This window comes from Agromyces seonyuensis, assembly GCF_009789225.1.
Lineage (GTDB): Bacteria > Actinomycetota > Actinomycetes > Actinomycetales > Microbacteriaceae > Agromyces > Agromyces seonyuensis.
On the sequence record NZ_WSTA01000122.1, the window covers coordinates 1 to 8,831 of the forward strand.

8 protein-coding genes and 1 pseudogene are annotated in these 8,831 nt (G+C 73.1%); 8 read left to right on the top strand and 1 reads right to left on the bottom strand.

From position 1 onward, the window contains the following. The 5 genes and pseudogenes from GB864_RS17315 to GB864_RS17335 form a co-directional block, all read left to right on the top strand. Nucleotides 1–215, top strand: a pseudogene (locus GB864_RS17315) (hypothetical protein); the annotation flags it as partial. Between the two features lie 142 nt (nt 216–357). Next, nucleotides 358–1,803 (top strand): MFS transporter, encoded by a 1,446-nt coding sequence (locus GB864_RS17320; protein WP_419672801.1) that lies wholly within the window; start codon nt 358–360, stop codon nt 1,801–1,803. A 2-nt stretch (nt 1,804–1,805) separates the two neighbouring features. Beyond that, nucleotides 1,806–2,675 carry a spermidine synthase gene (locus tag GB864_RS17325; protein ID WP_160426940.1) on the top strand — a complete coding sequence of 290 codons (870 nt, stop codon included), beginning with the start codon at nt 1,806–1,808 and terminating at the stop codon, nt 2,673–2,675. A 62-nt stretch (nt 2,676–2,737) separates the two neighbouring features. Further along, a complete protein-coding gene (locus GB864_RS17330; protein WP_160426941.1) occupies nt 2,738–3,241 on the top strand; it encodes a SprT-like domain-containing protein in 504 nt (167 codons plus the stop codon). 94 nt (nt 3,242–3,335) lie between these two features. Continuing rightward, the gene (locus GB864_RS17335) at nt 3,336–4,073 is read left to right on the top strand and encodes a CGNR zinc finger domain-containing protein (protein ID WP_160426942.1); all 738 of its coding nucleotides are present in this window, start codon (nt 3,336–3,338) and stop codon (nt 4,071–4,073) included. Nucleotides 4,074–4,106: 33 nt separating this feature from the next. On the opposite strand, the gene GB864_RS17340 is transcribed toward GB864_RS17335, so the two are convergent. Beyond that, the gene (locus GB864_RS17340) at nt 4,107–4,700 is read right to left on the bottom strand and encodes a 2-phosphosulfolactate phosphatase (RefSeq protein ID WP_160426943.1); all 594 of its coding nucleotides are present in this window, start codon (nt 4,698–4,700) and stop codon (nt 4,107–4,109) included. Between the two features lie 222 nt (nt 4,701–4,922). On the opposite strand from GB864_RS17340, the gene GB864_RS17345 reads away from it, so the two are divergent. The 3 genes from GB864_RS17345 to GB864_RS17355 form a co-directional block, all read left to right on the top strand. Then, nucleotides 4,923–5,567, top strand: a complete 645-nt coding sequence (locus GB864_RS17345) for a DUF1684 domain-containing protein (protein WP_160426944.1) — start codon at nt 4,923–4,925, stop codon at nt 5,565–5,567. Between the two features lie 2 nt (nt 5,568–5,569). Next, a complete protein-coding gene (locus GB864_RS17350) occupies nt 5,570–7,243 on the top strand; it encodes an FAD-dependent oxidoreductase (protein WP_160426945.1) in 1,674 nt (557 codons plus the stop codon). 270 nt (nt 7,244–7,513) lie between these two features. Next, the coding region (locus GB864_RS17355) for a DEAD/DEAH box helicase (protein ID WP_336604067.1) at nt 7,514–8,831 on the top strand (1,318 nt) is incomplete at its 3' end.

Below are 8,831 nucleotides of genomic sequence, written 5' to 3' on the forward strand. Positions count from 1 at the left end.
CCCGCGGGATCGCGCGCGCCGATCCGGGCGCCGAAGTGCTCGCGGCGGCGCCGCCCGCCGTGCTCGCCGGCGACGAGGAGGGCAACGCGGTGCTCGTCGCCGGGCCGCGGGGCATCCCCGCGGACGTCGTCGCCCGGCTCCGCGCGGACGGGCCGTTCCCGGTCGAAGTGCTCGAGGGGCCGCGGCTCGACTTCGTGCTCTGGGGCGCGTGCTGATCCCGACCCCTCCCCGGTCGATACGGCGCAGCGACGTATCGAGACCCCGCCAGTTGCCTCACCGGGTCTCGGAGTACTGCGCTACTCGACCAACGGGCCGGTTCCGGCTGCGGATGTCGCCGGTCGCGCCTACCCTCGCCTCATGACCGCCGAGACCGAGCCGACGGCCGAGACCGAGACCGCCGCGAACGCCGCGCCGCCCCCTGCCGACGGCATGCGCCGCTTCGTGCACGTCCTCGTCAACACCGCGCTCGCCAACCTGACCACGAGCTTCCTGTGGTTCGCGCTGACCTTCTGGATCTACCTCGAGACGCGCTCCGTGCTCGCGACCGGCATCGTCGGCGGCACCTACATGCTGCTCGTGGCGATCTTCGCGATCCCCTTCGGCACGCTCGTCGACCGGCACCGCAAGATCCGCGTCATGGTCTTCTCCTCGACCGTCACGACGATCGCGTTCCTCGTCGCGCTCGCGCTGTTCGTGCTGCGTCCGGAGTCCGACTTCACGCAGCTCGGCGGCCCGTGGTTCTGGCTCTTCACCGGCATCGTGCTGCTCGGCTCCGTCGTCGAGCAGCTGCGCAACATCGCCCTCTCGACGACCGTCACGCTCCTCGTGCCCGTCGAGCGGCACGCGAACGCCAACGGGCTCGTCGGCACCGTGCAGGGCGTCGCCTTCATCGTCACGAGCGTGTTCTCCGGCCTCTCGGTCGGCTACCTCGGCATGCTCGGCACGCTCTACGTCGCCGTCGGGCTGACGGTGCTGACCTTCATCCACCTCCTGACCATCCGCCTCCCCGAGGCGGAGCCCGAGCACGAGGGCGGCCGGCCCCCCGCCGTCGACCTGCGCGGTTCGTTCCGCACGATCCGCGCGGTGCCCGGGCTCGTCGCGCTCATCCTCTTCACGACGCTCAACAACCTCATCGGCGGCGTCTACATGGCGCTCATGGACCCGTACGGCCTCGAGCTCTTCTCGGTGCAGATGTGGGGCATCGTCTTCGGCGTCGCCTCGACGGGCTTCATCATCGGCGGCATCGTCATCTCGACCCTCGGCCTCGGCAAGAACCCGATCCGCACGATGCTGCTCGTCTGCGTCGCCATGGGCGTGCTCGGCTCGCTCTTCACGATCCGCGAGTTCTGGTGGCTCTACGCGCTCGGCATCTGGCTCTACATGGCGCTCATCCCCGCCGTCGAGGCGAGCGAGCAGACCGTCATCCAGAAGGTCGTGCCGTTCCGGCGGCAGGGGCGTGTGTTCGGCTTCGCCGCCGCCTTCGAGTCGGCCGCGGCGCCCATCACCGCGTTCCTCATCGCCCCCATCGCCGAGTTCTGGATCATCCCGTGGATGGACTCGTCCGACGGGCAGGCGACCTGGGGCTGGCTCCTCGGCGAGGGCGAAGCGCGCGGCATCGCGCTCGTGTTCCTCTTCAGCGGCATCGTGCTCGCCGTGCTCGCGCTGCTCGCCTTCACCACGAAGTCCTACCGTCGTCTCTCCGAGGCCTACCAGGACGCCCCCGGCGAGACGCCGGAGGAAGCGCAGCAGGACGCCTCCGAGGTCGACGCACCCGCGCCCGGCACCCGCCCGGGTACCGTGTAGGGATGGCCGAACCGCCCGAACTCCAGCGACGACTCGGTCTCAGCGGACACCTCGCCCGCCTCGAGGAGTCGCGGCAGCAGCCGGGCTCCTGGACGCTCTACGTCGACGACACCCCGCAGTCGCACCTCGAGCTCGAGCGCCCCGATTGGCTCGGCTTCGAGTACGTGCGACGCATCGGCCACGCCGCCGACCTCGTCGCCCCAGACGGCGCGCCGATCACGGCCGTCCACCTCGGTGCGGGAGCCTTCACGCTCCCCCGCTACGTCGCGGCGACGCGTCCCGGCTCCCGACAGCAGGTCGTCGAGATCGAGAGCGACCTCGTCGACCTCGTGCGCGAGGTGCTGCCGCTGCCGAAGGGCGCCCAGATCCGGGTGCGCCACGGCGACGCGCGCGAAGTCGTCGCCAAGCTCCCCGCCGGCCTCCACGGTGCCGTCGACCTCGTCGTCGTCGACATCTTCTCGGGCGCACGCACCCCCGCGCACGTCACGAGCCTCGAGTTCCATCGGCTCATCGCGCCGCTGCTCTCGCCGCGAGGCATCCTCGCCGTCAACGTCGCCGACGGCGCCGGACTCGGCTTCGCGCGGTCCCAGGCCGCGACCCTCGCCCACGTCTACCCGCACCTCGCGATCGCCGCCGACACCGGGATGCTGAAGGGCCGACGGTTCGGCAACATCGTCATGTACGCCTCGCCCTCGCCGCTGCCCTTCGACACCATGCCGCGGCGCCTCGGCTCCGACCCGGCGCCCGCCAAGCTCGTCGACGGCGCCGAGCTGGTCCAGTTCATCGCCGGCGCTCCGGTCGTCACCGACGACCGTGCGGTGCCCTCGCCGCCGCCGGCCCGCTCGATCTTCGTCACCAAGCGCGGTTCCTGAGCCGCGCCCGCCGCCCGCCGCGGCGGGGCGTGCTGTCGGTCGCGGCCGTTACGATCGCGGACATGGCGGAACTCGAGCGCGTGCGGCGGTGGGCGGAAGCCCTGATCCGGCTCCACCTCGATCCCGACGTCTGGAGCTTCGGGTTCGACCACGCCAAGCGGCGCGCCGGGCAGTGCAACCACACCGCCCACCGCATCACGGTGTCCCGTTACCTCGCCGAGCGGTGGGAGGACGACGACATCCATCAGGTGCTGCTGCACGAGATCGCCCACGCGATGGCCGGCGCCGATGCCGCGCACGGCCCGGTGTGGCTCGCCCAGGCGCGCGCCCTCGGCTACACGGGCGGCCGCACCCACAGCGGGCCGACGGCCGACGAGTTCGCCCGTTGGGTCGGCCGCTGCCCCGCCGGGCACGAGCATGTGCGCCACCGCAAGCCCACGCGGCCCATGAGCTGCGGCCGCTGTCGGCGAGCCTTTTCCCCGCAGCATCTCATCGTGTGGAATCATCGGGAAGTCACCCCCGCGACGCGCACTCGAGCGATTCGCCCCGAATCGGCCTCGGCCTAGCCGTTCCCCCGGCCTCCCCCGACCGAACGCCGGCCCGATCAGCGGCGACGAGCACGACGGCGCACCCCCCTGCCCTCGGGCGGGCAAGAAACGAATGGCGGTCCCTTCCGTGCCGATCTCCACCGTGTCGATCCCCGTCGGCGACTGGATCGTCGAGCCAGACGGTCATCGGTGGTGGTTCGATTCCGGATCCTTCGCGCTCGACTTCGCCTACTCGGGCCCGATGCCGACTGGCGTCGGCCGCGAACGGCTCAACACGCCCGTGGAGCTCGGCGAGTGGTTCGGCGCGCGACTCCCCTTCGCGATCGGCCAGGCGCGTTCGCGGGATCTGTTCGACGCCGTCGCGCTGCGCGACGCGATCGCCCGCATGGTCGCGGCCGCCGCCGCGGGCGCCGAACTGCGCCCCGCCGACGTCGACCTCGTCAATCTCTACGCGGCGACGCCCGACATCCCGCCGAGCCTCGGCGGCGGCAGCCGGCAGGCCGGCCGGTCGGTGCAGTCCGTCGCCCAGTCGCTCTCGACGATCGCCCGCGACGCCGTCGGCCTCTTCGACCCGGCCAACGAGGGCCGCATCCGCATCTGCGAGGGCCAGTGCGGCTACCTGTTCCTCGACACGTCCCGCGCGGGCACGCGCCGCTGGTGCTCGATGCAGCGCTGCGGCAACCGGGCGAAGGTGCGCGCCCACCGCGCCCGCAAGGCGAAGGCGGCCGAGGCCGCCGGGCACACGACCCTCTACGTCGACAGCTCGATGGCCGAGCCGATGCGCACGCTGCTCGCCACCGCGGCGGCCGTCGCGGCCAAGCGCCCCGCTGACGCGTCGAGCGCCGCCTGACGGGAGCGGCCCGCCGTTCCGGCGCAGCGTTCGTCAGGCCTGCGGCGCGCCGCACCGTTCGGGCACGTCGACGTCCGCGTCGAGCTCGAGCGCGGCCCGCACCTCGTCGCGCCGCCCGGCCGCGGTGAGCGCGGCCCCCGTGCCGGCGGCGCCGGCGAGGTGCTTGAGCGCGTGGCGGAGCCCCTCGAACGCGGCGCTCGACACGGCGGCTTCGGGCGAGGTGTGGTCGATGCCGAGCGCGGTCAGCGCGTCGATCACGGCACCGGCGGCGAGCTGGTCCTCCGCGACGAGCCGGGCTGCCCCGGTCTCGTCGGCGTCGCCCGCCGCGACGACCGCGACGAAGAGGCGGATGCCCCGCTCCTCCTGGAGGTCGAGGATGCGCCGCGCGACGGCCGTGCGGTTGCGGAACCCGGCCTCGAGCACGACGATCGGCTCGCCGTGCGGGTCGCGGGCGGCGTCGAGGACCGCGGCGAGCGCGGCGCCGGCCGAGCCGTCCGCACCGATCGCGGGCAGAACATCGACGACGACCGCGACGTGCGCGCCGGGGAGGATGCGTTCGGCGCCCGCCGCCCCGAGGTCGTGGCGCACCTGGTACTTGGCCTGCCCGAAGGCGTCGTTCGCGGTCATCCGACGAGGCTAACCGCGCCCGGCCCCGCCCACCGTCCTCGCCCGTCACGCCCCGTCATCCTCCCCCTTTCGCGAGTGGGTAGGTGTCGTGGGTCGAGGGCCGGCCGCACCCGCGATACCTACCCACTCGCGAAAGGGGGGGGAGGGGAGGGGGAAGCACCGCCGCCCCGCCCCCGTCCGGGGGCCGTGACCCGGCGCGGGTCGAGGGACTACTGTCCCGATATGGGGTCCACGATCGGGGCGCTGCAGCTCGCCGATTGGCGGCGCCGGGTGACCGGCCTGTACGCCGGCGTGCGCCAGCTGAGCGCCCGGAACCCCGCCGACGGGCACGAGCTCTGGCGTTCGGGCCGCGATGAGCTCTTCGCGGGGCATCCGCTCTCGCCGTTGCTGCCCGACGATCGAGCGCGCTTCACGGGGCTGACGGTGAGCCGGTACGACCCCGATTGGCGCTTCGAGCTCGAGGTGCGCCGCAAGCCCGACGACGAGGACCCGGAGCGCTTCGACGGCAACGCCGACGACCCGGCGGCCTTCGTGCGGATCGGCCGGGTGCGGGTGCCGTACCTCGGCGACCTCGCTCTCTGGCGGTTCACGGGCTACGGCGGCGGGCTGTTCCTCCCGATCCGCGATTCGCTCGCGGGAGTGCCTGGCGGCACGTTCGAGGGCGGTCGATACCTGCTCGACACCGCCAAGGGCGCCGATCTCGGCGCGGGCGCCGACGACGACTCGATCGTCGTCGACTTCAACTTCGCCTACAACCCGCCCTTCGCCTACGACCCGTCCTGGCGGGCGCCGTCGGTCGGCCGGACCAACACCGTGCACCAGGAGATCGGCGTCGGCGAGCGCTGGTCGGGTGCGCCGAGAGGATGACCGTGCCGAAGCGTCCGCCGTTCCGGGTGCCCCCGGGTTCCGCCGCGAACCCCGTCCTCGAGCAGCGGCTGCTCGACCGCCTGCTCGCGCTCGGCGTGCCGGTGGCGCTGGATGCCGGCGAGGTGCTCTTCAGCGCCGGCGACGTCGACCTCGACCTGTGGGTCGTGGAGTCCGGCAAAGTCGACATCGTACGGGAGGCGACGGCGTCGGCGCCCGCGCGGGTGATCAGCCAGTGGCATCCGGGCGAGTTCCTCGGCGAACTCGCGATGCTCTCGAACCAGGCGTCGCTCCTCACGGCCGTGGTGTCGGAGGGCGGCGTCTTCCGACGCATCCCGCACGCGGTCTTCGCGAAGCTCATGACGACGGATGGCCCGCTCTCCGATGTATTCCTCTCGACGTTCCGCGCGCGCCGGCGCCTGCTCATGGCGGCGGCCGACCGCACCGTGGAGATCATCGGCGTCGACGGCACGGGCGCCGCGATGGCGCTGCGCTCGTACTGCGCCCTCGTGGATCTGCCGCATCGCTGGCTCGACGCCGGGACGAAGCGCGGCCGGGTCGCGATCGAGGCATCCGGCGCCGACCCGGCGAAGCTGCCGATCGTGCTGACGCGCGGCAAGGTCATCGAGCACGCGACGCCGCGCAAGCTCGCCAACGCGGTCGGCCTCGCATTCAAGATCGACGGCGACCACGAATACGACCTCGTCGTGGTCGGTGCGGGGCCCGCCGGGCTGGCGGCGGGCATCTACGGGGCGTCCGAGGGGCTGTCGACGCTCGTGCTCGACGCGCTCGCGCCGGGCGGTCAGGCGGCGGCGTCCTCGCGCATCGAGAACTACCTCGGCTTCCCGCAGGGGCTCTCCGGCGACGAGCTCACCGAGCTCGGCATCGTGCAGGCGCTGAAGTTCGGCGTGCGGATGTCGTCGCCGACGGCCGTGCTGGGCCTCCGGCCGCTGCCGGGCGGACGGGTGGAGATCGACGTCGAGGGCGGGGATCCGATCCGGGCGCGCAGCGTCATCGTGGCCACCGGCGCGCGCTACCGCCGACTCCCCCTCGACGGCTGGGACGGCTTCGAGGGCGGCAGCATCTTCTTCGCGACGACCGAGCTCGAGGCGCGGGCGTGCGCCGGCGCCCCGGTCGTCGTCGTCGGCGGGGCGAACTCGGCGGGGCAGGCGGCGCTCTTCCTCGCCGACAACGGCAGCACCGTGCGGCTCGTCGTGCGCGGGCGGACCCTCGAATCGCGGATGTCGTCGTACCTCGTCGAGCGGGTCGTGGCGCACGAGCGCATCGACGTGCGGCTCGCGACGGAGGTCACCGCGCTCTACGGCGACGGGCACCTCGCCTCCGTCGATCTGTCGGTGCGGGATGCCGACGAGACCGAGCACGTGGACGCCTCCGCCCTGTTCTGCTTCGTCGGCGCGCAGCCCGGCACCTCGTGGCTGCGGGGCGTCGCGACCGACGACAGCGGCTTCCTCCTCACCGACATGGATGCCGCGGAGGCGGCCGCGGACGACCTGCTGTGGGTGGACCTCGGCCGCGGCCCGCTGCCCTTCGAGACCACGATCCCGGGCGTCTTCGCGGCCGGCGATGTACGCCACGGGTCGATGAAGCGCATCGCGGCGGCGGTCGGCGAGGGCGCGAGCGCCGTCGCGTCGGTGCATCGCGCGCTCGCGCACGGCTGACCCCCGGGCGCCCCGTCCGACGCCCGTGCCGGATGCCCGCGGCGGGCGCCCGTCGCGATGCCCGGGGCGTTCCCAGGGGCATCCGATAGAGTGGAACACGGTCCGCTTCGGCGGACCTGCGTCGTAGTCCGACTTTCCACAGGCATTCGCCCGTCGACTCAAGCGTTCATGCGGCGACCGAGGCGCGGCATTCCGCGCCCTCGCCACCACCGATCCCGCGCGTCGCGCCGCTCCGGCGCCCGCGGCATCCGAACCCGAACGGAATCCACCGTGACCCGTACTTTCGCCGAACTCGGCGTTCCCGCCCCGCTCGTCGCCGTCCTCGCGGCCGACGGCAAGACCGAGCCCTTCCCCATCCAGACCGACACCCTCCCCGACACCCTCGCCGGCCGCGACGTCCTCGGCCGCGGCAAGACCGGTTCCGGCAAGACGATCGCCTTCGTGCTGCCGATGGTCGCCCGCCTCGGCGGCGGCCTCGCCGGCGGGGGCCGTCGTCCCGGCCGCCCGCTGGCCCTCGTCCTCGCGCCGACGCGCGAGCTGGCCACCCAGATCACCGCGACGATCGAGCCCCTCGCGGCCGCCTACGGCCTGAAGGCGACGACGATCTTCGGCGGCATCAACCAGCGCCGCCAGGTCGAGGCGCTGCGCGCCGGCGTCGACATCGTCGTGGCGACCCCGGGCCGCCTCGAGGACCTCATCAACCAGGGCTACGCGCACCTCGACGCGATCGAGATCACCGTGCTCGACGAGGCCGACCACATGGCCGACCTCGGCTTCCTGCCCGTCGTCACGCGCATCCTCGACAAGACGCCGCGCGGCGGTCAGCGCCTGCTGTTCTCGGCGACCCTCGACAACGGGGTCGACCGCCTCGTCAAGCGCTACCTGCAGAACGAGGTGCTGCACTCGGTCGACGAGGCGAACTCGCCCGTCGCCGCGATGACCCACCACGTCTTCGAGGTCGCCGACACCGACGCGAAGAACGACCTCGTGAAGACCCTCGCCTCCGGCAAGGGCCGCCGCATCCTCTTCATGCGCACGAAGCACCACGCGAAGAAGCTCGCGAAGAAGCTCACCGAGCAGGGCATCCCCGCGGTCGACCTGCACGGCAACCTCTCGCAGCCCCAGCGCGACCGCAACCTCGCCGCGTTCGGCGACGGCTCGGTCAAGGTCATGGTCGCGACCGACGTCGCGGCGCGCGGCGTGCACGTCGACGACATCGAGCTCGTCATCCACGTCGACCCGCCCATGGAGCACAAGGCGTACCTGCACCGCTCGGGCCGCACCGCCCGCGCCGGTTCGGCGGGCGACGTCGTGACGATCGCGATGCCCTCGCAGATGGACGACCTGAAGAAGCTGCTGAAGAAGGCCGCGATCACCGTCGCGCCGCAGCGCGTCGCCGCCGACTCCGCCCCGGTCTCCGCGCTCGTCGGCGAGGTCGCCGCGTACGTGAAGCCGGCGCCGAAGGAAGCCCGCCCCCAGCAGGGCGGCGGCGGTCGCTCGCAGGGCGCCAACGCGCAGCGCAAGCGCGCCGCACGCGCCGAGCGCACCGGCCAGGGCGCGGCCCAGGATGCTCCGCAGCGGCGCGACC